A 25,227-nucleotide genomic window follows, 5' to 3' on the forward strand; every position below is an offset into this window, starting at 1 on the left:
CAAAATGAGGACAGAATGGCGAAAAGTAACACAATACAAATTAAATTGCTTTCAACGGCGGAAACTGGTTTTTTCTATGTAACCAGAAAAAATGCAAGAGCCCATACCGGCAAGATGGAATTGAAAAAATACGATCCAGTTGTTCGTAAACACGTTGTTTTCCGTGAAGCAAAAATTAAGTAATTAATCTTAAATTAATTTATGGATCTAAAAGAAACTTTGACTATTGATTTAGTCAGGGTTTTTTTATTCAGATTTGTTTCAATAAATCAATAATCTTTTATATTAATAAAGATATTCATTTGTTTTATAAGGAATAACAATTTCTTCCTGGTTTGAATAACTTAACATAACCCGTGTTCGCTCATCTAAAAGGTCTGCATCAAGGGCATTTTCTTTTAATCCTTTTACTCTTCTTTCCCAGGCTGCTTGTTCGGAAATTGCATCTTGCTGACTTTGCTGTGCTCTTATCATCTGTTCCTGTTGAATATGATAACTTTTTAGGCCATGATCCCCATCAAAGGTATTTTTTACAAAATATGCTGTCAGTAACAAGAAGAAAAGGGGAGGAATCGTTGCTTTTACAAATCTTTTGATTGCATGTATGATATGCATTGATTTTCTCCCCGTGTTTATCAATTGAAAAAGAATTACAAGGTTTCTAAAGCTCTAAAGGCGTTACGACCAGCATATTTGGCTGTATTTCCCAAATCTTCCTCAATTCTGATTAATTGATTATATTTTGCCATGCGGTCAGAACGGGAAAGGGAACCGGTTTTAATTTGTCCTGCATTGGTTGCAACAGCCAAATCAGCAATAGTAGCATCTTCAGTTTCACCAGAACGGTGGCTTACAACGGTTGTATAACCATGACGATGTGCCAATTCCATCGCCTTGAAAGTTTCAGATAATGTTCCGATTTGATTGACTTTAACCAACAATGAATTACCTACATGGGCTTTGATTCCCTTTGCAAGTCTTTCAGGATTGGTTACAAATAAATCATCGCCGACCAATTGGATTTTATTTCCCAGTTTTTGTGTTAATTCAGTCCATCCTTCCCAATCATCTTCAGCACATCCATCTTCTGCAGAAATAATCGGGAAACTATTGCAAAGTTCGGCAATATAATCAACCATCTGACTGGAATTGAAAATTTTCCCTTCACCTGTCATATTATATTTACCGTCCTTGAAAAATTCTGAAGAGGCAAGATCTAGCGCCAAGGAAATCTCCTCACCAGCTTTGTATCCAGCTTTTTCAATAGCTTTTACGATATAGGACAATGCTTCATGTGCTGATTTGAGGTTAGGGGCAAATCCCCCTTCATCACCAACATTCGTATTGAGTCCCGCTGCTTTAAGGTCTTTTTTCAATGCATTGAAAACTTCAGAACCCATGCGCACAGCTTCAGCAATTGAAGATGCCCCGTGAGGAACAATCATGAATTCTTGAATGTCGATAGGATTGTCGGCATGCTTACCACCATTCAGGATGTTCATCATTGGAACTGGAAGAATATGTGAATATGGAGAACCTATATAACGATATAATGGAAGACCCAATTCCTCTGCTGACGCCTTGGCAGCAGCCATTGAAACACCCAAAAGTGCATTAGCGCCAAGACGTCCTTTATTCGGAGTACCATCGAGTTCAATCATGGTTTGATCAATTTGTAACTGATCCAAGGATTCAAGACCAACGATTGCTTCGAATATTTCGCTATTGACGTTTTTAACAGCTGTTTGAACACCCTTGCCATTATAACGGTTTTTATCATTATCACGAAGTTCAACGGCTTCATGAACGCCGGTAGAAGCCCCGGATGGAACAGCGGCACGTCCAATAACGCCTGTTTCCAGTTCTACATCGACTTCAATTGTTGGGGTTCCGCGACTATCGAGGATTTCCCGAGCATGAATATCAACAATTGTACTCATTATTTAATCCTTACATTTTATTTTTAATAAGAGTAAAAATTTGTATTTCCAAATCTATTTAACTAGATTGATAACTTAGTAAAATGCCAAGAATATTGGACATTTTGTTAAACATTACCAAGTATAATCAAGAAATGGTCAAATTGCCAGCTATTTACAATATTCAGCTAATTTTAAAAAAATAATTGATCATTATGGAGAAATCTATGAATCGTATTCCCTTTATATTTTTTATTACAGGAATACTGTCGCCTTTACCCTTGTTCTTAATGACAATTTTCATTCTATTTTATCCTGCTTCTGTTTCAATTCAAAAATTGATAATTTCTTTTGTCAGTTATGCGGTAATTCTTTTGTCTTTCACTGGGGGAATAAACTGGATACTTGCAATGCAAAAACCAATTCTCTATTTGCAATCAGAGAGTGAGGAAATAAATAAAAAAAGAATGTTGCTGGCCATATCACCCTGCATTATAGGTGAAATAACAATTGTACTGACAATTTATAAATATGATCTGATCGCAATTTTTCTTTTGATATCAAGTTATATGCTATTATTCTCTTATGAGAAAAAAATTTATCTTTCCAGCGAGTTGCCAGGTGGATATTATTCAATTCGCTGGATATTGACAATCATGATTGAAGTTTGTTTAATAAGCGTTTTTATTGCCCGTCTGATTTAACAATTTGATCAATTTTAATCAAGGTTTTCATTAATGGGGCAACATCTTTTAAATGTAACATGTTTGGTCCATCGCTCGGGGCCTGATCTGGATTCTCATGCGTTTCAATAAACAGACCTGCAACTCCCACAGCAACAGCGGCTCTGGATAAATATGGAACAAATTCTCTCTGACCACCAGATGATCCTCCCATTCCACCGGGTTGCTGAACAGAATGGGTGGCGTCAAATATAACTGGATAGCCTGTTTGCGCCATTATAGGCAATCCCCGCATATCGCTAACCAGCGTGTTATATCCAAAAGATGTGCCACGATCGCATAGCAAAATATTTTCATTGCCTGTAGATGCTATTTTTTGGGCTACATTTTTCATGTCCCATGGTGCAAGAAACTGACCTTTTTTGACGTTGACAACTTTTCCAGTTTTCGCCGCAGCTATCAACAAATCCGTTTGTCTGCATAAAAAAGCAGGTATTTGCAATATATCTACAACTGATGCCACTTCCGCACATTGTTCTGGTAGATGAATATCAGTCAAAACAGGAATTTTCAACTTTGACTTTACCTCTTCAAGAATGGATAGACCCTTATCCATTCCTGGCCCTCTTTTCGTTTCAATACTGGTGCGATTAGCTTTATCAAAAGAACTTTTATAAACCAGCCCAATATTTAATTCCCGACAAATATTTTTTAAAATACCAGCCGTTTCAAGTGCATGATCTAGAGATTCAATTTGACAAGGACCCGCAATTAATATGAAAGGCAAATTATTTGCAAGTGTCAGGGATTGAACATTGACTGATTTATTCAGAATCATTTTGGAATGGCCTGTTCTGTTGCAGCTTTAATAAAGCTTGAAAAAAGAGGATGAGGTGAAAATGGCTTGGATTTGAGTTCGGGATGATACTGTACTGCAATAAACCAGGGATGGTCGGTATATTCTACGATTTCTGGCAAAACACCATCCGGAGAAAGTCCTGAAAATCTAAGGCCGGTTTTTTCAAGTTGATCTTTGTAATGAATGTTAACTTCATAACGATGACGATGCCGTTCTTGAATCTTGACATCTCCATAGATTTCGGCAACTTTTGAATTTGGGGTCAAAACAGCTTGATAAGATCCCAAACGCATTGTGCCTCCCATATTATTTCCTGAATATCGATGTTTGACCTGATCAGCATCAATCCATTCAGTTAAAATACCAATAAGAGGTTCATCCGTTGGTCCAAATTCAGAAGAGGAAGCATTTGTAAGATTTGCCAGATTACGGGCACATTCAATAACCGCCATTTGCATTCCAAAGCAAATACCAAGGAAAGGGATATTATGCTCCCTTGCATATTGTATGGCCTTGATTTTGCCTTCGCTGCCACGTTCACCAAATCCACCAGGAACCAGAATGGCATTTGCATTTTCAAAAAATCCGGAAAGATTATCCATTGTTTCAAGTTTTTGGGCTTCAATCCATTGCAAATTGACTTTAACCTTATTGGCAATTCCACCGTGAATTAACGCTTCAATGAGGGATTTGTAACTATCGAGCAAGGCAGTATATTTACCCACGATTGCAACATTAACCTCTGAACGAGGATGACGAATGGCATCGACAATTTCCTGCCATTTGCTCAAATCAGGTTCAGTTTGATATGGTAAATTGAAATGTTTCAACACTTCCGTATCAAGTCCTTCTTTATGATAGGCAATTGGACAGTCATAAATAGTGTCAACGTTTAAGGCGGGGACGACAGCTTCAGGTTTTACATTACAAAAATTCGCAATTTTTTGTCGTTCATTTTTGGGAATAGGGCGATCGCAACGACATAATAAAATTTGGGGTTGTATTCCAACATTCTGCAATTCTTTGACAGAATGCTGGGTAGGTTTTGTCTTAAGTTCACCCGCTGAAGCAATCCATGGTACAAGAGTGAGATGAATGAATAATGTATGATCTGTTCCGAGTTCATTTTTTAATTGTCGTATGGCTTCAAGAAAAGGAAGACTTTCAATATCACCGACTGTTCCCCCAATTTCAACCAACATGAAATCCACATCTCCAGAATTGTTAAGGATAACGGACTTGATCGCATTAGTAATATGGGGAATTACCTGAACGGTTGCGCCTAGATAGTCTCCACGTCTTTCGCGCATGATTACATCAGAATAAATACGACCGGTTGTTGCATTATCATTTTTAGTTGCATTGACTCCTGTAAAACGTTCGTAATGACCCAAATCTAGGTCGGTTTCAGCTCCATCATCCGTAACAAACACTTCCCCATGTTGGTAAGGGCTCATGGTACCCGGATCCACATTCAAATAGGGATCAAGTTTTCTCAGTCGGACAGAATAACCACGAGATTGCAATAAACTTGCCAAAGCGGCAGAGGCAATGCCTTTGCCTAATGAGGATACAACACCACCAGTAATGAATATATATCGTGTCATGCAGCTTTCTTTACACGGAGTAGCTTTTATAAGAATTGAAGTAATTAAGGGAAAAACTATTTTTGGGGAATGTTTTTTCCATTGGGCACTGGTTGTGCAAGTATATCATTTGTTTTGGTCGAAGCCCCCTTGTTCATAACAGCCATTGTAATGCATAAGATCATAAAAATGGCTGCAAGAATCGCTGTAGTGCGAGTCAAAAGATTGGTTGTTCCTCGACCGGTCATAAATGCCCCCATGCCTTGACTGGTTCCAATACCTAATCCTCCACCTTCACTTCTTTGAATTAAAACAATTCCGATCAGTGCAAAGGTTACGATTATATGCAAAATTAATAGAGCAGTCATCATGGTGTATATATACTTTCACAATCGATAGGGATAATAAAGATTAAGACCTAATAAATTCTTGAGCTATGTCAATTAATTTTATGAAATCATCAGGAACAATGCTGACACCTCCAACTAGAACACCGCCCAGTTCAGGAGTGGCATAAATATCCCTAACATTACCAGGTTTTACAGAACCCCCATATAATATAGATATTTTTTTACCATTTTCTCCATATTGAGCAACAAGTTTTTTTCGAATGAATTGAATCATTTCAGAAATCTGATCATTATTGGCCGTTAATCCGGTACCAATGGCCCAAATAGGTTCATAAGCGACTAACCCATTAAAATTTTGAGGTAGGGAAGCTTTTAACTGTGCCTCTACAATTTTTTCTTGTTGGTTTGTTTCTCGTTCTTGTTTGGTTTCACCGATACATACAACAGGTAATAGCCCTTTGTTTTGTGCAGCGATTGTTTTTTTTAAAACCAGTTGATCACTCTCCTGATGATCTTTTCTCCGCTCAGAATGACCCAAAACAACGTATTCCACTCCAATATCCTGTAACATGGCAGGGGAAATATCACCCGTATGTGCACCTTTATCTTCAAAATGGCAATCCTGAGCACCAAGTACAAAAGGGCTGCTTTCGATCATTTCTTTAACAAGTTGTAACTGGGTGAACGGTGGGCACACGACTGTCTTTGCAAAATTCTGATGATTTGTTGCATAGGTAAGCAAAGTTGAAACAATATGTTTTGCCTCTTGGGTTAATCCGTTCATTTTCCAATTACCAATAATAATCGGGCTGCTCATTTTAATATACTCCTTTGAATAAGGTAATGTTTGATAATCAGGATAGATAAGATATAAAGCTTATAGTATATAATGTGGATATGTTATGAAAGGATGTTTTTTAAAGCTGTTTATGAATAATATTTTCAAATGTTTTTGTGGATCAGTTTGGTCTTATCAATTATAGAATGATTCATTATCAATTAAAATAACGCGGTTGGGTTATATCACATGTTATCTCGGTTAAGGCATTTATTTATTGATTCCTGGTTTGGGCGAATTCTCGTCGCACTCATATTTATTGTATTTGTTGGATGGGGCGTCAGTGACATATTCATGAATGTCTGGAACAATGGCCTTAATGGTGATCCTAATGTTGTTGCCAAGGTTGGTGATAGAAAAATTTCTGTAATGGAATTGGATAACCTTTCCCAAAAGCAAATATACCAAGAGGCTATGAAAGAGGGATATTCGGATATTTCCCAAATTCCACCCATAGTTAAAAATATGACAATTAATCAAACGTTGCAGCAGCTGATTTTGCAAAATATTTTGATTAATAACGCTCATTCATTGGGGCTTAATGTGCCTGATACGGTGATTAGAGATACAATCTGGAATATACCTGAATATCAAACAGATGGAAAATTTGATCGTGAAAAATTCAATTTACAGTTAAAAGCGGCAAATATATCCGAAAAATATTTTCTTTCCATGGTCCGGGATCAAATATCCATTCAAAACATGATTGATCCAATTGTATCGGGGGTTAAAGTTTCTGATAGTTTTGTGCAGCCCTATTATCAATTTTTGAATCAGACGCGAAAATTATCCTTTGTTTCAGTGCCATATAGTCATTTTCATTCAGGAGAAACGCCAAAGGAAGAAATATTGAAGCGTTATTATGACAATCATTTATGGGAATTTAAAATCCCTGAATATAGAAGGGTAAAAATTGTCATTTTATCGCCTGACACAATAGCCAAAAGTCTGGAGATTGATGATAAAAGTTTACATCAAGCCTATGAATACAAGAAAAAGCAATTTGTTCATTCTGAAGCCAGAAGTTTTCAAGTCTTGACTTTTAACCAGCAAAATCAGGCGCAGACAGCATCTGTATATTGGCGTCATCAAAACAACTGGGAAAAAATACAGGAGTATGCGCATAATAATCAAGGAACGGCTTTGGAAATGACAGATCTAGAAAAAACGGCAATTCCTTTGCCCGAACTGGGTAATGAGGTTTTCAATGCAAATCCTGAAACAGTGACAGAACCATTCAAAACAACTTTAGGTTGGTCGGTAGTTAAAGTAACCAGGATACTACCTTCCAAAATTGTTAGTTTTGAACAGGCCAAATCACAATTGAAAGCTGAAATTGCAAATGAACAAGCCAAACAGGAATTGGGAAGTCGTGTTTCCAAATTACAGAACATTTTGGCAGAAGGAAGCAGTCTTGATAAAATTACATCTGATATAGGTGCTGATGCAGTGGAAGGAACAATTAATGAACAGGGATTGACCCTTAATGGAGAACAGGCACCTATACCCGCAAGTGGAAAATTCAGACAGAATATGTTGACCAAAATTTTCTCAACTGCCAAAAATACCTATCCTTCTGTGATAGATGGCGGAAATAATTCATATTATGCATTTTTAATTGAGGATATATTGCCTGCTCATGAGGAACCTTATGATAAAGCAAAAAACAAGGTTATAAAAGCCTGGCAAAATGCAGATATTTATCATCAGGCAAATATTGCCGCTACAGACATATATAAAGCTGTTTTTGTTCAGAAAAAGAAACTTGAAGAAATAAAGTCAGGTTTTCCCTTACAGTTAAGTCAGGGATTTACTAGACAAAAGCCAGCCCAGAATCTATCGCCAGTATTGCAGAATGCAGCTTTTTCAATGAAACTTGGGGATGTCACTATGATTGAATCAAATGATGGTTTTGTGGTGGCAAGTTTGAATTTGATTGAAACACCGCAATCGAAAAATGATCAGGACAACTACCAAATTTTGAAAGATAAATTAGTTCAGTCTTTACAAAACGATATTGAGGCTAGTTATGCAATATCATTAGAACAATCAAGTAAACCCACAATCAATAAAAAAGCGCTTGATGCGTTAATTGATCAGCTGAGCCATTAACTCAAAAGGGATTAAGATTTCGTGTTGAATGAAGATTTTCAGATTAATCAACAAAAAACAGTAATATATTCAATTAAATCAGCTGATTTACTGACCCCTGTTGCTGCGTTTTTAAGATTATCCGAATTGGTTGGAAAGAATCTGACCAATATTTTTTTGCTGGAAAGCGTGCAAGGAGGAATAAACAAAGCACGTTATTCCATTATCGGTTTATTTCCCGATTTGATATGGAAATCTATAGATGGAATTGCCTATATTAATCGAAATCCATCAGACAATGCGGAAAATTACATTAAGGAAAATAAAAAGCCTCTGGAATCTCTGCGTGCATTGATTTCTGAAAGCCAATTAGAAATTGATATGGATATTCCACCCATGGTTGGTGGGATCTTTGGATATTTGGGATATGATATGGTCAGACAGATGGAAAATCTGCCCAATCCTCCGGCCAATGATCTTCATTTGCCTGAAGGAATCATGATCAGACCTTCTGTTTTTGCAATTTTTGATGCTGTTAAGGACGAACTGATTTTGGCGGCACCTCTAAGGGATACGTCAGACAAAACAGAATTTCAGGCAAAAAAAAACTTGCAAAAAATTCAGGAAGCATTGGCTGAGCCTTTTCCTTTAGAGCAAAAAAAATCGAATATCAATCCATTAACATTACCAAAACCGCAATCAACATTAACCAAAGATCAGTTTAGGGATATTGTTCAAAATATCAAAAAATATATTTATGATGGTGATGTCTTTCAGGTTGTCCCCAGTCAACGCTTTTCTGTTCCTTTTCCTCTATCACCAGTATCATTATATCGTGCGTTAAGACGAATCAATCCGGCACCTTTCTTGTTTTGTCTTCAACTTGAAAATTTTGCCCTGGTTGGCTCGTCACCTGAGATTCTTGTCAGGTTGAGAGGTGGAAAAGTAACGGTTCGCCCCTTGGCGGGTACTCGTCCAAGAGGTAAAAGTTATGAAGAAGACCTCAAGTTAGAAAAAGAATTGTTGGCTGATAAAAAAGAATTGGCCGAACATCTTATGCTGATTGATTTGGGTCGGAATGATGTTGGGCGTGTCAGTGAAATTGGAAGTGTAAAAGTAACAGAAAAATTTGTTATTGAACGATTTAGCCATGTAATGCATATTTCATCAAATGTTGAAGGGAAATTGCGTAAAGGGCTAACCGCTCTGGATGCTTTGATTGCCGGTTTTCCAGCTGGAACATTGACGGGAGCACCCAAAATAAGAGCGATGGAAATTCTTGATGAGGTAGAACCAACACGCAGAACAACCTATGCAGGATGTATTGGCTATTTTGGAGCGGATGGAAGTATGGATACCTGTATAGGATTGCGAACAGCTCTCATTAAGGATCAGCACATGTATGTTCAAGCAGGGTGTGGGGTGGTTGCTGACAGCGATCCGGAAGCGGAATACCAAGAGACAAAACATAAGGCAAAAGCATTATTTCGTGCCGCTGAAGAGGCTTGGCGATATACGTTTACCAACAGGAATTTTTCTAAAAAAGCAAATTAGTCATATGCTTTAATCAAATTTTTGGAACTCGAAGAAATCATGATTTTACTTATCGATAATTATGACAGTTTTACATATAATCTCGTCCAATATCTTGGTGATTTGGGATGTGACTGTCAGGTTTACAGAAATGATTCAATCTCTGTAAGTGAAGCCATATTATTAAAACCCGAGGCAATTGTTATCTCACCTGGCCCTTGTACACCTTCTGATGCAGGAATATGTTGTGAATTGATTAAAAGTGCCGCATCAAAAATCCCCATTTTGGGTGTTTGTCTTGGACATCAGGCTATTGGGCAGGCATTTGGAGCCAAAATTATCAAGACAAATCCCATGCATGGAAAAATTTCTAAAATCAAACATGATGGAAAAGGAATATTTAAGAGTTTGCACAATCCCCTAAAGGTAACTCGTTATCATTCTTTAATTATTGAAACGGAAAGTCTTTCTGATGATTTTAATTTAACGGCATTCACCGACGATCATATTTTAATGGCTTTGCAACATAAAAGATTTCCTTTATATGGTGTGCAATTTCATCCAGAAAGCATTGCTTCTGAACAAGGTCATGATTTATTGAAAAACTTCCTTTTTTTATCAAATGAATGGAATGAAAAAAAGTCATTGAAAAACAGGATTTAACTTTGTCTTTTACACATATTTTACAACAAGCCTTACAAGGACAAAAGTTTTCTACGGAAAAGTCCTATGAAATTTTCGAGCATATATTTTCTGGTAATGTTCCAAATGCTCAAATAGCGGCTTTTTTAATAATATTACGAATGCGGGGTGAAACGGTTGAAGAGCTTTTAGGGGCTGTTCAATCAATGCGTCAACGCATGCTGTCCATAAAACTGATTGATGATGAAACAATTGATGTATGTGGAACAGGCGGAGATGGACGTAGCACTTTGAATATTTCTACTGCTGTCAGTTTTGTTCTGGCCGCTCTTGGAATACCGGTTGCCAAACATGGAAACCGGGCACAGTCATCCAAAAGTGGTGGTGTTGATGTACTATCTGCTCTGGGTATTATGCCAGAGGATGATTTTGAAGTTATTGAAAATAATTTGCGTGATAATAAATTGGCTTTTTTATCGGCCTTTATTCATCATCCGGCTCTTAAAGAAATTAATATTGTACGTAAAGAACTTGGAATTCGGACTATATTTAATTTACTGGGTCCTTTATCCAATCCGGCAAATGTTTCATATCAAATGATTGGGGTATATCATGAAAAATGGTTGTATCCTCTAATCAAGGTCTTGCAAAAACTGGGTTCAAAACGGGTATGGGCTGTTCATGGGTTTATTGATCCCAATAAATCCGAACACGGTGTTGATGAAATTACGTTGGCAGGACCATCAACGATACTGGCCCTGGAAAATAACAGGATTGTACCGGTTGATTTAACATTATCCACTATGGAAGCGGCCGGTCTGAGACATACCCCACTTACAGAGATACAGGGTGGAACACCTTCCGAAAATGCGAAGGCATTGCTGGATCTTCTTTATGGTGAAAAAGGTGCCTATCGTGACACAGTCTTGATAAATACCGCTATTGCGCTACATATTGTAAAAGGTTATTCTTTGATAAATTCACATGGTGAAATTGATCCTTGTATCTTGAAGAGACTTATAAACCAAGCGTCTGAAGCGATCGATAGCGGTAAGGCTTTATCAGTTCTTCGGGCCATACAAAATGAAAACCATTTTTAATTAGACAATATCATGAATGACGAAGAAAAATCCAATTCCGTTTTGAATGCCATTTTGCAATCTGAAAATCATCCTTCTGATGTATTGGAGCGAATTTGTGCAAGAACAAGGGCCGAAGTTGCAAAAAGGGCGGAAATAAAATCCTTCAAGGATATTATTCGAGAAGCAAAAAATAAAAATACGCCAACTCGCGGTTTTGCTAAAATAATAAAAGACCAGGTGGCAAAAAAACAGATTGGATTAATTGCTGAATGTAAAAAAGCGTCTCCATCTGCAGGAATTATTCGTCCTGACTATGATCCGGCGATGATCGCGGTTCAATATGAAAATGCAGGAGCTTGTTGTTTATCCGTTTTGACAGAAAATGCATATTTTCATGGAAATAATGAGGATCTCAAAATTGCAAGAGATGCTTGTTCTCTTCCTGTTCTACGTAAAGATTTTATTCTTGAACCTTATCAAGTTTACGAAAGTCGCGTGATTGAAGCAGATTGCATCTTATTGATCATGGCCGCACTAAAAGATAAGGAAGCGGCCGCCTTACTGGAATTGGCTACATGTTTGGAGCTGGATGTGCTTGTAGAAGTACATGACAGGGAAGAATTGAACAGGGCGCTGGCATTGGATGTTTCTCTTATTGGCATCAATAATAGAAATTTGAAAACCCTTAAAACGGATATATCGATAACTCAACATCTTGCTCCATTGGTTCCTCCTGACCGTATTATTGTTTCAGAAAGTGGATTAAAAACGTTTGAGGATATTCAGGCTGTCCAGAAAGTTGGAGCTGGTGCAGTATTGGTGGGTGAAAGCCTATTATCACAAAAAAATGCAGGGGCAGCGGCCAGAAATCTATTAGGAATTAAATAAAATTGTTTTATGTTGTTTTGCGTATCTGTTTTTTACAATCGGGAATATGATTTAAAATGACTGTAAAACGTATTGTAGTTCGTCATCAGACAGTTTTATCTGGTGAGAATATTGCGAAACTTCCTAAACCGGCGTGGATTAAAACAAGGATTAAACATAGTTCCAGTTTTAATGAAACGGATACCTTGCTTCAGAATTATCAACTAAATACCGTTTGTGCAGAGGCTGCTTGTCCAAATATTGGGGAATGCTGGTCAGAGGGTCACGCAACAGTAATGATTTTGGGAAGCATTTGCACAAGAGCATGTAAGTTCTGTAATGTTGCAACGGGAAAACCTGATCCAATTGATCATGATGAACCATCAAAAATTGCTGATATGGTTCAAAAATTAAAGTTGCGTCATGTTGTAATTACATCTGTTGATCGTGATGATTTAAAAGATGGTGGGGCCTCCCATTTTGCAAATGTTATCAAGGCTATAAGAAATATTTCTTCAACTGTTACAATTGAGGTGCTGACACCAGATTTTCTTAGAAAAGATGGGGCGATGGCTGTTATCAGCGCAGCCAAACCCGATGTTTTCAACCATAATATGGAAACAGTTCCACGTTTATATCCATCCATTCGTCCAGGCGCTCGTTATTTTCAATCAATGAGAATTTTGCATGAGGCAAAAATACTGAATCCGTCCATATTCACAAAATCGGGGTTAATGCTTGGTCTGGGTGAAACAAAGGAAGAAATCATTCAGGTTATGGATGATTTAAGATGTGCTGAGGTAGATTTTTTAACGTTGGGTCAATATTTACAACCCTCTTTCAAACATGCACCTGTTGTGGAATATGTTCATCCTGATGAATTTAAAGAATTGGAAAAATTGGCTAAATCAAAAGGTTTTTTAATGGTAAGCGCTTCTCCTTTAACACGTTCATCCTATCATGCCGATGCAGATTTTACGGTGTTGAAACGTAAAAGGTATGCATTGCATTAAGCTGTTGTGTTTATAATAAAATATTCTGGAGTGATGATTGATGCCTACGCATACCGAACAACGTTTAATTAACCATACACCCGAACAAATGTTTGATCTGGTTGCCGCGGTTGATTTATACCCAGAATTTTTACCTTGGTGTAACGGAGCGTATATTCGATATAAGGATAGTGAACTTTTACTCGCTGATTTAAAAGTCGGTTTTGGACCTTTTACCGAGGTTTTTGGTAGTCGTGTTGAGTTATATCGTCCTGATAAGATTGAAGTGACCTATGATCGGGGTCCCTTGAAATATTTAAGTAATCATTGGGTTTTCCTACCCGATGAAAGAGGGTGCACAATTGATTTTTTTGTCGATTTCGAGTTCAAGTCAAAGCTAATGCAAAAAGCTATGGGGTTGATCTTTCATGAAGCGGTTCAAAAAATGGTTTCCGCTTTTATCAAGCGTGCCGATGATATCTATGCAACAGCATAATAATTTTTTATTATGGATGCCAGTTTAAGCCCATAATGAGGGATTATTTACTTTCCTAATTGTAGCTATTTAAATGATAATGAAGTATAATGAAATTGTGACTAATAACACAAATAAACATGAACTGATTTTTATTAACTAAAAATAAAAATTAAAATGTTGATTATATATATTAAAGGATAGAATCATGAATTCTACATTTAAATTATCTCTAATGGCTGCTGCTTTTGCCTTTGCTTTACCTGCTACAACAATGGCTGCAACGCATGGTCATCGTGCTTCTCATGTTGCCAATCATAAAGTAAGACATGGTAAGTCTCATAAATCGAGACATCATCATTCTGCCTATAATCAAGATAAAGACAGCCAAAATCAAGCCACGCGTGATTTGAATGCCCGTAGCTTGCAGACTGCACAATCAGTAAATCGTGATCCCAACACTGGTGTACTTGCTCCACAAAGTCCAGCGGGTCAACAACCCTCAACACCTGTTGTGGGACAACCTCCTATGCAGTCCTCTCCCTCTGTAAATGGACCAATTAACGCTTCGGCACCTCCTGCAATGGGGGCACCTGTTGGACCCGCGAATGCGCAGGGTGCAGTCAATCCAAATAATATGCCTCCTGCAAATTAATTTTATATAAAATTGGTTTGTCAGCAGATCTTTTTAAAATGATCTGCTGATATAAGAAATAAAAAATCTATACCCAAGTAAAATGTTTTTTAATTAATATCAAAGCGTTTATGGTGGCCTGTAATCGAATTTCATCTCGATTACCGTAAAAATTGTTTTTTTGCACAACAGGCTGATGATCTGATTGTTTAAACGCTATCCAGACTAATCCTACAGGTTTATTAAAAGAACCACCATCTGGACCTGCAATACCCGTTACTGAAACAGCACAATTGGCATTGGGTGTTTTTTTTAATGCTCCATGAACCATCTCTTTGGCAACTTGTTCACTGACTGCACCAAATTGGTTTAGGCTGTTTTCTGAAACGTCCAGAATATTTTTTTTCATTTCATTGGAGTAGGTGATCAGTCCACCCTCAATATAGTGCGAAGAACCCGCTAAATTGGTGAGACTTGAACAAATCAGGCCAGCTGTACAACTTTCAGCTGTGACAAGTTTTAAAGGAAATTTTTGTGATAGCAAAGCGATATCCTGACAAAGCTTATCACATTTATTTTTCAATAATGTCATATTCATAAACAAATTCCCTTCATTGATAAACTAAGAGGCTCTATTTATTTATATTGGTTTGGTAAATCATTAGATTTTCCATTACATGCTGAACATAATTTCTTGTTTCGGTATATGGAATCATTTCAATCCAATCTATCATATCAGTATAAGTTTGTACTGAATTATTTTCTGATGAATTTAACCAGTTTTTCACACGGTTGGGTCCAGCGTTATAACTCGCGATTGTGAAAATGAGATTATTATCAAATCTTTCCATCAGTTTTGCTAGATAGGCGGTACCCAAACGAATATTGTTGTCAGCAACAATAAGATTGCCGGGGTTACCCATATTGAGGGGTATTTTTTTCTGATGACACAATTCACGAGCGGTTGAGGGAAGAAGCTGCATAAGACCATATGCATGGGCACGACTAACAATAACTGGATTAAAGCTACTTTCTTGGCGCATAATTGCCAAGGATAAACCCGGTGGCAATCCTTCGTTTGCAAGTGATTCATAAGGTCTTGGCCAGCCATTTTTCAAAAATATATAACCCTTTGCTGCAGCTTGACGAGATATGGTTACAGCATTGTCCGGTAAATGTATCTGATTGGCATAATTTGCATTAATGATCTGATTTGCAATATCAAAATGTAATTTGTTATAGGCTGCTAAAAAAGGACGGGCATGATTATAATCACCCTGTTCAACCAAAATTTGAGCCGCTTGTATTAACTCATTGTTTTTAAAAAAAATATATTGAGAATTGGAAGAGGAAGCCTCCTTGATATTGGTAAGATATGTTTGAAGAATTTTTTGTAGGGAATTTGGATTTAATAGTAAATTCTGAACATTCAAATGGTGTAGTTGAGCAATGGAAAGTTGTCCATAGAATGTAACAGGATATTTAGAGGCCGCCCTCCATGCCTGGTTTGCCTCATCGTTATTATTATTGGCTTGATAGGCACGTCCAAGCCAATAATATCCACGAGACTTAATTGATATGTTATTGGATTGAATTAATTTTTTAAAATAATCTATTGATTTTAAAGCATTATTCAGTTTTCTTAATTGTATCCACCCCCCCAAGAATATTTCATCTTGTTGACATGAGGATGGATTGCAACTGGCATCCGTAATTAATGAAGCCGCCTGTTTAATATTATTATTTTTCAAAAATTCACGAATAAGATTGTTTCGCTCTAACCAAAAACGTTTTTGGTTTGATTTCAATTCTTCATTTAATCCTGTAAACCGCCAATATTTCAAGGCTTCTTCTTTGCGGTTCTGTAACCGTAACCATCTTAGACGATTGTATATTAGACTTGTATCATTTAAATCGGATTTTGAAAGTTTACTTAGGTAATTTTCCGCATCTAGTTGTTTTTTTCTAAACGCAAGACGTGCCAAAGCCAAATTGCTTTGTTCGGAGGTAAGATACATAACCTGACGGGACGCTGCAAGTGTTAAACCCGTGTTTTCCAGCCTATCAAATCGGTTCCAATTGTCTTGTTTGGTGAAATATTGTTTATAAGCAGATAAAATATCTTGTTCATCAGCAGGTAAATTGATGGAGAATATCCATGCTGATCGAGCTTTTTGAATTAATTCAGGTTTCATCTCAGTTTGTTGTGCACAAAATTTAAGAGCAGATGCCTTTTTTATGGGTTGGGTTTTACAAATGTTTGAAATGGCATTTTTATCTGTCTCATTCAAAAGTTGCTTTTGCATAAGGTCTAACAGAACATTTTGATTGGGCCATGTCGGATTGTTGGTTATGAAATCAGCATAGGTTGTTGCTGAAAAGTTATTTGTCTGAAGTAATTGTAAGTATAGATTGAGCTTATCGTTTATTTTAAGATTTTTGCCGGTTTTGTGAGATAAAGAAACGGCCAGTTTTTGTGAAGGAGAGACATGACTGGATCTTGTTTGCACTGAATGACTCTGGCTGCAGCCAATAGATGATAAGGATATAAAAGTTAAAATTGAAATGAAAGGTATTTTATTTTTGTTATTAATCAAAAAACTCATTAAAATTATCCTTATAAGTCTAAAATTTAACCCAATAGATTATATAGCTGCACACCACCTTTATAGATAAGTTCGATAGCAACACTTAAAATAACCAATGCACCGATCCATGCAAGCCATTTATAACGGTTCAATAATTTTGCGATATAGGAAGCAGCCATTCCCATCAAGGTAACGGACAGGAAAATTCCTCCCGCCATTAACCATAAATTGTTTCCTGCAGCGCCTGCAACACCCAAAACATTATCGAGACTCATTGAAATATCCGCAATAATGATACTTCTTATGGATTTTTTTAAAGTATTATGAATCGGTGGGGTGATATTGTGTTTATCATGACTGGAATTTCTTATTCCATCAACTATTTCCCAGCAGACCCATAAAAGAAGGAAACCACCGATCAAATTCAGTCCCGGGATCTGTAGGAGATACTGTACAACAAGAGCAAACATTATCCGGATAATTGCGGCCGCTCCCAATCCCCAGAATATTGCTTTCTTTTTCTGGTTTTCGGGCAATCCATTCACCGCCAGACCGATTGCGATGGCATTATCTGCTGCAAGCGTTATATCAAGCAGGATTATCCGAATAAGACCGATAAAAATGGAAAGGATATAATCAAGCATCGGGAATTAATTACTTTCATGATGATTTAACTTAATTTTATTCAAAATAAGGCTGGACGAATTATATAAAATCTATGATATAAACTTTTTTTAAGCTATCGGAAAGAAGAAAGGAAACCAGAGAATGATTCCACGTTATAGCCGTCCTGAAATGACTTCTATATGGGATGCTGAGAATCGTTATCGTATTTGGTTTGAAATTGAAGCTTTGGCTTGTGAAGCAATGTCGAATTATGGGTATATCCCAGCGGATTCAGCAAAAAAAATTCGACAGAATGGGGATCATGCAATGGCCACATTCAATAAAGAGGATGTTCAGGCTATTGATGCAATCGAAGCCAAGGTTCGTCATGATGTTATCGCTTTTTTAACATGGTTGGCAGGAAAAATAGGGGAAGATAGTCGTTTTGTTCATTTGGGAATGACATCTTCGGATGTGTTGGATACATGTCTCTCTGTTCAGTTGACACAAGCTGCTGACCTTTTGATAAAAGATCTTGACCGAGTTCTTGAAGCTCTAAAGATGCAGGCTTATGACCATAAATATACCATGACCATTGGTCGAAGTCATGGGATACATGCAGAACCACTAACCTTTGGTTTGAAATTGGCTGGATATTATGCGGAATTTAAACGGAACAAGGAACGTTTGACCGTTGCCCGTAAGGAAATTGCCATTTGCGCCATATCTGGTGCCGTCGGTACCTATGCGCATATTGATCCACGGATTGAGGCTTATGTCGCCGAACATTTGGGACTGCAAAAGGAACTCGTGTCAACACAGGTTATTCCTCGTGATCGGCATGCTGCCTTTTTTTCAACCTTGGCTATTATTGCAAGTTCTATTGAACGTCTAGCAATCGAGATAAGACATTTGCAACGCTCTGAAGTGCGTGAGGCGGAAGAATATTTCCATCCTGATCAAAAAGGGTCTTCCGCAATGCCTCATAAACGCAATCCCGTTTTATCAGAAAATTTAACAGGATTGGCAAGAATTGTAAGATCACATGTTATTCCAGCACTTGAAAATGTAGCATTGTGGCATGAAAGAGATATCAGTCATTCTTCAGTGGAAAGAATGATTTGTCCTGATGGAACCGTAACTCTTGATTTTGCCTTGAATAGATTGGCAGGAGTTATGGAAAAACTGGTCGTTTATCCTGACCAAATGAAGGCAAATCTTGAAAGTCTTGGAGGTGTTGTTCATTCTGGTGAGGTATTGCTGGTATTGGCCAAGGCAGGTTTATCACGAGAGGCGGCCTATCGTATCGTTCAACGGTGTGCCATGGCTACCTGGACAAAATTGAATACAGCAGATGGAAAAACATTCAGGGAAAATCTGGAAAATGATCCAGAAATCATGGGGAAAATCAGTCCTGAGGTTCTGGATAAAGCCATGGATGGCAGTATGCATACAAAAAATCTTGATTATATTTATGCGAATGTTTTTGGTGAAACCGGGCCTGTACCAGAATAAACATTCTTGAATAAAAGAGCTTGTAAATCCAGTAATTCTCGCAATATTATGGATTTAAGTTCATATAATATTTGCTTGCATTTCAAGTACTTATTATTTCAATTTATTTTAATCACATTGTAAAATTAAGGGACATGATGACCCGTCGGCGAAAAATTTATGAAGGTAAGGCAAAAATTCTTTACGAAGGACCTGAACCTGGAACAATTGTTCAATATTTTAAAGATGATGCAACGGCTGGTAACGGTGCAAAAAAGGGTACAATCACGGGGAAGGGTGTATTGAATAATCGCATAAGCGAATATTTAATGTTGCAGCTTGCTGAAATTAATATACCTACCCATTTTATCCGTCGTTTGAATATGCGGGAACAACTGGTAAAATCTGTTGAGATCATTCCCTTGGAAATTGTGGTCAGAAATGTTGCGGCGGGTAGTATTGTCAAACGTCTGGGATTGGATGAGGGGAAAAAACTTCCCCGTCCCATTGTTGAATATTATTTGAAAAATGATGAACTGAATGACCCACTGGTTCTGGAAGATCATATTACAACATTCAATTGGGCGACCTTGCAGGAAATGGATGAAATCGTAAGTTATACTTTACGTATCAATGATTTTCTCAGAGGATTGTTCGCGGGTATCGGAATCAGGCTGATCGATTTCAAGCTTGAATATGGACGTTTATGGAAAGATGATGAATTTCATATCGTTTTGGCAGATGAAATCTCACCTGATAATTGTCGTTTTTGGGATATGGCAAGTGGTGAAAAACTTGACAAGGATCGCTTCCGTCGTGATCTTGGTAGAGTGGAAGAAGCCTATCAGGAAATCGCCAAGCGATTGAAAATTATTCCTGAAAAAAATTTTGAGGTTATAGAAAGTAGCAATCCGGAGCATATGGAATGAAATTACGTTTGATTATTCAGTTGAAACAGGGTGTTCTCGATCCACAAGGTAAGGCGATTAACCATGCATTGCATAATCTGTCTTTTAATGAAGTAAAAGATGTGCGCGTTGGACGTGTAGTTGATCTTGAACTATCTGAAATGTCAGTAAGTGAAGCCAAAAAAAAGGCAACAGAAATGGCTCAAAATTTATTGGCCAATAATGTTATCGAAGATTTTGAAGTCGAGGTTTTATCATGAGTATAGGTAAGAAAATATTATTTACTGTATCCGGTATCGCTTTGTTAATGGCTTGCGCAAATTCAACAGTGCAGGCGCAAAGAGTGAGTAAAGTTAAAGCTGCCGATTTTCTGCAATTATGTCAAAAATCACAGACGGTTAGGGCATGTAATATTTATATTAGCGGTATTGCTGATTCTGTCGCATTTTCAAAAGTCTATGCCAAAAATGAAGGCGATCCCAAGGCGCCGGCCGGTTTTTGCATTGATCCTTCCGTATCTGGCAATGAAATGCGTCAAAAAATTATTGATTATATGAAGGCACATCCAGATCAATTGAACCAGCCAGCAGGAGCGACTGTCTTTAGTGCTTTGCATGAATCTTATCCATGTAAAAACGCATCTGTTGGGGTAAGGTAATGAAAATAGGTATCGTTGTTTTTCCAGGTACCAATCGTGAGCGAGATGTTGTGATTGCCTTTGAACAGGTAACGGGTGTAACTCCCGTTATCGTTTGGCATCGTGAAACAACTTTACCTTCTTTGGATATGATCGTTTTGCCTGGTGGATTTAGTTATGGGGATTATTTGCGTTGTGGTGCAATGGCGGCGCATTCACCAATAATGAGAGAAATCTGTGATTTTGCGAATAAAGGGGGATATATTCTTGGAATTTGTAATGGTTTTCAGATTTTGACAGAGGCCAAATTACTTCCCGGTGCTTTGCTACCGAATGCAAGCCTAAGATTTTTATCTCGTGATTGTCATTTAAAGATTGAACGAAATGATACCGCTTTTACATGCGGGTGGAATAAAGGTGATGTTTTCAAGACAGCAACTGCGCATGGAGATGGAAATTATTTTTGTGATTCAGAAACCTTAAGACAGCTTGAAGGAGAGGGACAGATTGCCTTCAGATATAGCTCAGCAAATGGAATTGTAAATCCGGAAGATAGACAGTTAAACCCAAATGGCAGCATTAATGCCATAGCTGGTATTGTAAGTTCGAATGGAAGAATCTGTGGAATGATGCCTCACCCTGAAGATATGGTGAATCCCTTAATGGGAAGTGAAGATGGAAAACCTTTATTCCAGGGTATTATGGAGACCTTGGCTTGATGAGTAAGATACAAAAATTAGTTGTAAATGAAGCTTTGGCAAAACAGTTCGGTTTATCTGCTGATGAATATCAGAAAGTCTTGTCTATCATGGGGCGTACACCCAGCCTGACCGAATTGGGTATTTTTTCGGTCATGTGGTCAGAACATTGCTCTTACAAATCTTCCCGTGCATGGTTAAGAAATCTTCCGACAAAAGCTCCATGGGTTATTCACGGTCCAGGTGAAAATGCTGGTGTTGTCGATATTGGCGAGGGTTTGGCGGCGGTTTTTAAAATGGAAAGCCATAATCATCCCTCTTTTATTGAACCTTATCAAGGTGCGGCAACGGGTGTTGGCGGTATCTTGCGTGATGTGTTTACCATGGGTGCACGACCGGTTGCCAACCTGAACGCTTTACGATTTGGAAGCCCCGATAATCCCCAGACTCGTCATATTGTGGATGGAGTGGTTCGGGGTATTGGAGGATATGGAAATTGTGTAGGTGTTCCTACGGTCGGTGGAGAAGTCAATTTTCATGAAAGTTATAACGGCAATCCGCTTGTCAATGCAATGACGGTTGGAATTGCAAGAAAAGACCGTATATTTTTATCAGCTGCAGCTGGAGTAGGTAACCCTGTAATTTATGTTGGTTCCAAAACGGGTCGTGATGGCATTCATGGGGCAACAATGGCTTCTGCGGAATTTGATGAGGATTCAGCATCAAGGCGGCCTACCGTCCAGGTTGGAGATCCATTTGTTGAAAAATTGCTGATTGAGGCCTGTCTAGAATTAATGGCAACGGATGCCATTGTTGCCATCCAAGATATGGGTGCTGCTGGTCTGACCTCATCGGCTGTGGAAATGGCCGGAAAGGGTGGTGTCGGTATTGAGCTGGATTTGGATCACGTTCCGCAACGTGAAGACCAGATGACAGCATATGAAATGATGCTTTCCGAAAGTCAGGAAAGAATGCTTATGGTCTTGCATTCAGATCGAACGGAGATTGCCAAGCAAATTTTCGAAAAATGGGAGTTGGATTTTGCCATTATTGGACATCTGACGGCTACGGGACGTATTGTTATCAAACATAATAACCAGACAGAAGCTGATATTCCCCTTGCACCCCTGGCTGATGAGGCACCACTTTATAAACGACCATCCTCCAATTATCCTGCACCACAACCTATCGCGCCTTTAAATATTACTATCGATATTGAAAAATCCGTCATAAAGTTGCTGGGTTGTGCCGATTTGGCATCCCGTTCCTGGATATGGGATCAATATGACAGCACGATTGGTAGTCAGACAGTCTATCGTCCAGGACAAGGTGATGCAGCGGTGGTAAAGGTTGATGGTCATCATTTAGGTCTTGCGTTAACAACAGACTGTACACCCCGTTACTGTCAAGCCGATGCCTATCAGGGTGGAGTACAGGCTGTTGCCGAAGCATGGCGCAACATTACCGCAGTAGGTGCCAAACCACTGGCAATAACCGATAATTTAAATTTTGGTAATCCGGAAAAACCTGAAATAATGGGACAGATTATTGCTGCTATTGAAGGTATGAAAGATGCCTGTAACGCACTAGATTTTCCTGTTGTCAGTGGAAATGTTTCACTTTACAATGAAACACGTAATGCACAAAATGAAAATGTATCGGTATTGCCTACACCTGCCATTGGTGGTTTAGGTGTTATTGAAGATGTTTCAAAATCAGTGGGTAACGCTTTACAGAAAAATTACAAACTTGTTCTAATCGGTGAGACGGAAGGTCATTTGGGTCAAACGCTATGGCTCAGGGAAATTATGGGACAAGAGGCAGGTTACCCACCACCTGTTGATTTAAATACCGAACGTCTCAATGGTGATTTTGTTCGCACCATTATTAACCAGGGACTAGTTGCAGCTTGTCATGATGTATCTGATGGTGGTCTTCTTATTTCAATTGCTGAAATGGCAATGGCAGGAAATACCGGTTGCACGCTTGATGTTCCTGAAAGTGGTATGCGACCAGAAGCCTATTGGTTTGGTGAAGATCAGGGACGTTATATTGTCATGACTTCTGATGCCGATTTAATTATATCAAAAGCAAAAGAACAGGGTGTTGCTGCAAGATTAATAGGGTATACTGGTGGGGATAGCCTTGTCATGCCATCAGGTGCCATGATTACAATTGCAAGAATGAAAGCTGCGTCCAAGTCCTTCTTTGAAAATTTAATGAAAGTTTAAAGATGAATATTTCAGAAATTAAAGATTGCTTAGTCGAAGTATTTCCTGATGCTATTATTGATGTTGGTTCATTGAAAAATGATGGAAGACATTTCTATTGCAAGATCAGCGCTAAAGAATTTGATGGATTAAGCAAAGTTCAGCAACATCAGCTTGTCTATAAGGCATTGGAAAATTATATGGATAAAGATTTACATGCCTTGGCTTTACAAACGTCTGTATTAAAATAATTTAATCAAGGAATTATACAATAAATGAGTAATCCGTTATTTCAACAAATCCAAAAAGAAATCGATAACAATCCTGTTGTTCTTTTCATGAAGGGTACAGCAGACTTTCCAAGTTGCGGTTTTTCTGCAAAAGTGGTTCATATTCTTTCTGATATGGGCGTTTCCTTCAAGGATGTAAATATTCTTGAAAATGATGAATTAAGGCAGGGATTAAAGGAGTTTTCCAGTTGGCCAACTTTTCCTCAGCTTTATGTCAAGGGAAAGCTTGTCGGTGGTTGTGATATTGTTCGCGAGATGTATGCCACTGGCGAATTGAAAACCCTTTTTCAGGATGAAAATATTATCAGCAAGTAAATAGTAGAATTTTTACAACGCAAGAATAAAAATTCTATTTTATTTCTTTTTATTCTTGCTAAATTATCCTTTAATGTGTTTCTTGATATCTAGGTTGGTATTTGGTTTAAGGGTCTGGGATAATGATAAAAAATGTAAAAAAAACTTTTTATTGGGTTTTAGGGGTTACAATATTAGGATGTTCAACGCCTTCTTTTGTTAAGGCACAACATATTGTTACGGAATCGGAAGCTGGTAAGTTAACCCTTGCATCCCTTACGGCTGCACCTATAGTACATCATTACCGTCCTGTCAAACGTACCGTGAGAAAATCAAGACATCCAATGCTAAGGAATGTTGCCTATCACACGAGTTCAAAAAAAAGTTATTCATCATTGGTTCATAAAATTTCCTACAGACAAAAAAATCTAGGAAAAATGAGGGTAAGAAACGCTCTATATAATGTTTCATCCCATAAAAAGTCTAAAGGTCGTCGCCATCGCAGCTAATAAGCGGTAATATTTTCAAGATGTTCAATTCGATTTTGAGAATCTAGTATAATGTAATCAAATTGAACATTATTGATATTATTCATGTTATACGTTTCAAGATAATAATTCGCGGAATTAATCAATCTTTGTTTTTGTCTATTGGTAAGAGCGAAAAGAGCTTTTCGCAAGGTTTTTCTTTTCTTGACTTCCACAAACAATATATAGTCAGCACGTTGTGCAATTAAATCAATTTCACCAAATTGACAGCGGTATCTTTGATTCAATATGTTCCAGTCAAGTTTTTTTAAATAGTTCGCTACTTTTTCTTCAGCTAATAATCCAGCAGAATAATTTTTATTGGTGAAAGAATAAGAATTAAAATCGTTTTGACGATTACTAAATTTGATCATAATTAAAGCATAACATAATTAAAATAGAATAAAAATATATGTTGTTAATT

At 37.7% G+C, this 25,227-nt stretch carries 29 protein-coding genes; 19 read left to right on the forward strand and 10 right to left on the reverse strand.

The window, feature by feature from the left end; translation table 11 throughout:
- Positions 1-15 precede the first annotated feature (15 nt).
- Positions 16-183, forward strand: coding sequence for a 50S ribosomal protein L33 (gene rpmG, locus H3T57_RS03090; protein ID WP_008853818.1), 168 nt, complete (start codon positions 16-18; stop codon positions 181-183).
- A gap of 102 nt (positions 184-285) precedes the next feature.
- Here the strand turns inward: rpmG and H3T57_RS03095 are convergent, their stop codons facing one another.
- Both H3T57_RS03095 and eno read right to left on the reverse strand, forming a co-directional pair.
- Positions 286-615: a septum formation initiator family protein gene (locus H3T57_RS03095; RefSeq protein WP_198193153.1), complete on the reverse strand. Its 330-nt coding sequence runs from the start codon at positions 613-615 to the stop codon at positions 286-288.
- 35 nt (positions 616-650) lie between these two features.
- Positions 651-1,940 (reverse strand): phosphopyruvate hydratase, encoded by a 1,290-nt coding sequence (eno, locus tag H3T57_RS03100; RefSeq protein WP_155565487.1) that lies wholly within the window; start codon positions 1,938-1,940, stop codon positions 651-653.
- Positions 1,941-2,146: 206 nt separating this feature from the next.
- Here eno and H3T57_RS03105 point away from each other — a divergent pair, with 206 nt between their 5' ends.
- Positions 2,147-2,623 carry a DUF3429 domain-containing protein gene (locus H3T57_RS03105; RefSeq protein WP_196424853.1) on the forward strand — a complete coding sequence of 159 codons (477 nt, stop codon included), beginning with the start codon at positions 2,147-2,149 and terminating at the stop codon, positions 2,621-2,623.
- Here the strand turns inward: H3T57_RS03105 and kdsA are convergent.
- Genes kdsA through tpiA form a run of 4 tightly spaced genes read right to left on the reverse strand, consistent with a single transcriptional unit; the run spans position 2,604 to position 6,214 of the window.
- Positions 2,604-3,440, reverse strand: coding sequence for a 3-deoxy-8-phosphooctulonate synthase (gene kdsA / locus H3T57_RS03110; protein ID WP_155566831.1), 837 nt, complete (start codon positions 3,438-3,440; stop codon positions 2,604-2,606). The two genes, H3T57_RS03105 and kdsA, sit on opposite strands and share 20 nt — an antisense overlap.
- Entirely contained in the window at positions 3,437-5,068 is a 1,632-nt protein-coding gene (locus tag H3T57_RS03115) for a CTP synthase (protein ID WP_198193154.1), read from the reverse strand. Before H3T57_RS03115 ends, kdsA begins: the two co-directional genes overlap by 4 nt.
- 56 nt (positions 5,069-5,124) lie before the next feature.
- Positions 5,125-5,418 (reverse strand): preprotein translocase subunit SecG, encoded by a 294-nt coding sequence (secG, locus tag H3T57_RS03120; protein WP_155565483.1) that lies wholly within the window; start codon positions 5,416-5,418, stop codon positions 5,125-5,127.
- A 40-nt stretch (positions 5,419-5,458) separates the two neighbouring features.
- Positions 5,459-6,214, reverse strand: coding sequence for a triose-phosphate isomerase (gene tpiA / locus H3T57_RS03125; RefSeq protein WP_198193155.1), 756 nt, complete (start codon positions 6,212-6,214; stop codon positions 5,459-5,461).
- 210 nt (positions 6,215-6,424) lie between these two features.
- On the opposite strand from tpiA, the gene H3T57_RS03130 reads away from it, so the two are divergent.
- The 8 genes from H3T57_RS03130 to H3T57_RS03165 all read left to right on the forward strand — a co-directional run bounded on the left by H3T57_RS03130 (position 6,425) and on the right by H3T57_RS03165 (position 14,572).
- A complete protein-coding gene (locus tag H3T57_RS03130) occupies positions 6,425-8,347 on the forward strand; it encodes a peptidylprolyl isomerase (protein ID WP_198193156.1) in 1,923 nt (640 codons plus the stop codon).
- Between the two features lie 21 nt (positions 8,348-8,368).
- Positions 8,369-9,880 carry an anthranilate synthase component I gene (gene trpE, locus H3T57_RS03135; protein ID WP_198193157.1) on the forward strand — a complete coding sequence of 504 codons (1,512 nt, stop codon included), beginning with the start codon at positions 8,369-8,371 and terminating at the stop codon, positions 9,878-9,880.
- A gap of 39 nt (positions 9,881-9,919) precedes the next feature.
- Complete coding sequence (locus H3T57_RS03140; RefSeq protein WP_198193158.1) at positions 9,920-10,522, forward strand: aminodeoxychorismate/anthranilate synthase component II; 603 nt, start codon at positions 9,920-9,922, stop codon at positions 10,520-10,522.
- 2 nt (positions 10,523-10,524) lie between these two features.
- A complete protein-coding gene (trpD, locus tag H3T57_RS03145; protein WP_155565479.1) occupies positions 10,525-11,601 on the forward strand; it encodes an anthranilate phosphoribosyltransferase in 1,077 nt (358 codons plus the stop codon).
- A gap of 12 nt (positions 11,602-11,613) precedes the next feature.
- Positions 11,614-12,471: an indole-3-glycerol phosphate synthase TrpC gene (gene trpC / locus H3T57_RS03150; RefSeq protein ID WP_122123602.1), complete on the forward strand. Its 858-nt coding sequence runs from the start codon at positions 11,614-11,616 to the stop codon at positions 12,469-12,471.
- A 56-nt stretch (positions 12,472-12,527) separates the two neighbouring features.
- On the forward strand, positions 12,528-13,463 hold the full coding sequence (gene lipA / locus H3T57_RS03155) for a lipoyl synthase (protein WP_198193159.1): 936 nt from the start codon (positions 12,528-12,530) through the stop codon (positions 13,461-13,463).
- A 40-nt stretch (positions 13,464-13,503) separates the two neighbouring features.
- Positions 13,504-13,938 carry a type II toxin-antitoxin system RatA family toxin gene (locus H3T57_RS03160; protein ID WP_122123600.1) on the forward strand — a complete coding sequence of 145 codons (435 nt, stop codon included), beginning with the start codon at positions 13,504-13,506 and terminating at the stop codon, positions 13,936-13,938.
- A 187-nt stretch (positions 13,939-14,125) separates the two neighbouring features.
- The gene (locus H3T57_RS03165) at positions 14,126-14,572 is read left to right on the forward strand and encodes a hypothetical protein (RefSeq protein WP_122123599.1); all 447 of its coding nucleotides are present in this window, start codon (positions 14,126-14,128) and stop codon (positions 14,570-14,572) included.
- 67 nt (positions 14,573-14,639) lie between these two features.
- On the opposite strand, the gene H3T57_RS03170 is transcribed toward H3T57_RS03165, so the two are convergent.
- From H3T57_RS03170 to H3T57_RS03180, 3 genes are read right to left on the reverse strand one after another with little or no spacing between them, the layout of a single operon-like run.
- The gene (locus H3T57_RS03170) at positions 14,640-15,149 is read right to left on the reverse strand and encodes a CinA family protein (protein WP_232349717.1); all 510 of its coding nucleotides are present in this window, start codon (positions 15,147-15,149) and stop codon (positions 14,640-14,642) included.
- Positions 15,150-15,183: 34 nt separating this feature from the next.
- Positions 15,184-17,157 carry a lytic transglycosylase domain-containing protein gene (locus H3T57_RS03175; protein WP_198193160.1) on the reverse strand — a complete coding sequence of 658 codons (1,974 nt, stop codon included), beginning with the start codon at positions 17,155-17,157 and terminating at the stop codon, positions 15,184-15,186.
- A gap of 26 nt (positions 17,158-17,183) precedes the next feature.
- On the reverse strand, positions 17,184-17,783 hold the full coding sequence (locus tag H3T57_RS03180) for a YjbE family putative metal transport protein (RefSeq protein ID WP_198193161.1): 600 nt from the start codon (positions 17,781-17,783) through the stop codon (positions 17,184-17,186).
- A gap of 124 nt (positions 17,784-17,907) precedes the next feature.
- On the opposite strand from H3T57_RS03180, the gene purB reads away from it, so the two are divergent.
- From purB to H3T57_RS03225, 9 genes are all read left to right on the forward strand, one after another.
- Entirely contained in the window at positions 17,908-19,260 is a 1,353-nt protein-coding gene (purB, locus tag H3T57_RS03185; protein ID WP_155569258.1) for an adenylosuccinate lyase, read from the forward strand.
- Positions 19,261-19,397: 137 nt separating this feature from the next.
- A complete protein-coding gene (purC, locus tag H3T57_RS03190; RefSeq protein ID WP_155566992.1) occupies positions 19,398-20,168 on the forward strand; it encodes a phosphoribosylaminoimidazolesuccinocarboxamide synthase in 771 nt (256 codons plus the stop codon).
- A complete protein-coding gene (gene purS / locus H3T57_RS03195; RefSeq protein WP_155565471.1) occupies positions 20,165-20,407 on the forward strand; it encodes a phosphoribosylformylglycinamidine synthase subunit PurS in 243 nt (80 codons plus the stop codon). The genes purC and purS overlap by 4 nt, the downstream gene beginning before the upstream one ends.
- A complete protein-coding gene (locus H3T57_RS03200) occupies positions 20,404-20,805 on the forward strand; it encodes a Rap1a/Tai family immunity protein (protein WP_155566819.1) in 402 nt (133 codons plus the stop codon). The genes purS and H3T57_RS03200 overlap by 4 nt, the downstream gene beginning before the upstream one ends.
- Positions 20,805-21,503: a phosphoribosylformylglycinamidine synthase subunit PurQ gene (purQ, locus tag H3T57_RS03205; RefSeq protein WP_198193162.1), complete on the forward strand. Its 699-nt coding sequence runs from the start codon at positions 20,805-20,807 to the stop codon at positions 21,501-21,503. Before H3T57_RS03200 ends, purQ begins: the two co-directional genes overlap by 1 nt.
- On the forward strand, positions 21,503-23,713 hold the full coding sequence (gene purL, locus H3T57_RS03210; protein ID WP_198193163.1) for a phosphoribosylformylglycinamidine synthase subunit PurL: 2,211 nt from the start codon (positions 21,503-21,505) through the stop codon (positions 23,711-23,713). The genes purQ and purL overlap by 1 nt, the downstream gene beginning before the upstream one ends.
- 2 nt (positions 23,714-23,715) lie before the next feature.
- Positions 23,716-23,943, forward strand: a complete 228-nt coding sequence (locus tag H3T57_RS03215) for a BolA/IbaG family iron-sulfur metabolism protein (RefSeq protein ID WP_198193164.1) — start codon at positions 23,716-23,718, stop codon at positions 23,941-23,943.
- Positions 23,944-23,967: 24 nt separating this feature from the next.
- Positions 23,968-24,297, forward strand: coding sequence for a Grx4 family monothiol glutaredoxin (gene grxD, locus H3T57_RS03220; protein ID WP_155565467.1), 330 nt, complete (start codon positions 23,968-23,970; stop codon positions 24,295-24,297).
- 122 nt (positions 24,298-24,419) lie between these two features.
- Positions 24,420-24,785, forward strand: coding sequence for a hypothetical protein (locus H3T57_RS03225; RefSeq protein ID WP_198193165.1), 366 nt, complete (start codon positions 24,420-24,422; stop codon positions 24,783-24,785).
- Here the strand turns inward: H3T57_RS03225 and H3T57_RS03230 are convergent.
- A complete protein-coding gene (locus H3T57_RS03230; protein ID WP_198193166.1) occupies positions 24,782-25,177 on the reverse strand; it encodes a YraN family protein in 396 nt (131 codons plus the stop codon). The two genes, H3T57_RS03225 and H3T57_RS03230, sit on opposite strands and share 4 nt — an antisense overlap.
- Positions 25,178-25,227: the final 50 nt, after the last annotated feature.

Source organism: Commensalibacter sp. W6292M3, assembly GCF_016101315.1.
In the GTDB taxonomy this organism is placed as follows: Bacteria; Pseudomonadota; Alphaproteobacteria; order Acetobacterales; family Acetobacteraceae; genus Commensalibacter; species Commensalibacter melissae.